The 1026-nt window shown below is 62.5% G+C and carries 1 protein-coding gene; it reads left to right on the plus strand.

What is annotated here, in order from left to right:
- Nucleotides 1-4: 4 nt before the first annotated feature.
- Nucleotides 5-1026, plus strand: a 1022-nt coding sequence (locus RQX22_RS19225; protein ID WP_315728822.1) for an inositol-3-phosphate synthase, incomplete at its 3' end; no start/stop codon positions are given.

Consider the following 1026-nt stretch of genomic DNA (forward strand, 5'->3'; position numbering starts at 1 on the left):
CTTCATGACGATCAACACCGCCATCATTGGCGTGGGCAATTGCGCCAGTTCCCTGGTTCAGGGTCTTGCTCATTATCAAAATGGCGGAGCGAACGAGCAGATCGGGCTGATGCATTGGGATCTGGGCGGTTATCGTCCGAAGGACATCCGGCTGGTCGCGGCCTGGGACGTCGACACGCGCAAGGTGGGGGAGGATGTCGCCCGCGCGATTTTCGCCAAGCCCAATTGCACGGCGATCTTCTGCGACCATGTGCCGGCGTCCGGCGTCAGGGTGGAAATGGGGCGGGTTCTGGACGGGGTCGCCGACCATATGGCGGACTGGCCGGACGACCGCACCTTCCTGGTTGCGGACGCGCCGCAGCCGGACAAGGAGCAGGTGGTGCGAAGGCTGAGGGAGACGGAAGCGGACGTGCTGCTGAACTACCTTCCCGTCGGCAGCCAGCAGGCAACCGAATTCTATGCGGAATGCGCGCTTGAGGCCGGTGTCGCCTTCGTCAACAATATCCCGGTCTTCATCGCCAGCAATCCGGAATGGGCGAGGCGCTTCACGGAGGCCGGCGTTCCGATCATCGGCGACGACATCAAGGCGCAGCTCGGCGCGACCATCGTCCACCGGGTGCTGACCGATCTCTTCCACAAGCGCGGCGTGAAGCTCGAGCGCACCTATCAGCTCAATACCGGCGGCAATACCGACTTCCTCAACATGTCGAACAAGACCAGGCTCGCCTCCAAGAAGATCTCCAAGACCGAAGCGGTGCAATCGGTCGCCGAACATCGCCTGGACGATGAGAATATCCATGTCGGCCCATCCGATTACGTGGCGTGGCAGAATGACAACAAGGTTTGCTTCCTGCGCATGGAAGGCTCGATGTTCGGCGGCGTGCCGATGAACCTGGAACTGCGCCTTTCCGTCGAGGACAGTCCCAACAGCGCCGGCGTCGCCATCGACATGATCCGCTGCGCCAAGCTCGCCAGGGATCGCGGCCTGGCCGGTCCGATCCACCCCGCCGCCGCCTATTTCTGCAA

This window comes from Sphingosinicella rhizophila (assembly GCF_032378825.1).
In the GTDB taxonomy this organism is placed as follows: domain Bacteria; phylum Pseudomonadota; class Alphaproteobacteria; order Sphingomonadales; family Sphingomonadaceae; genus Allosphingosinicella; species Allosphingosinicella rhizophila.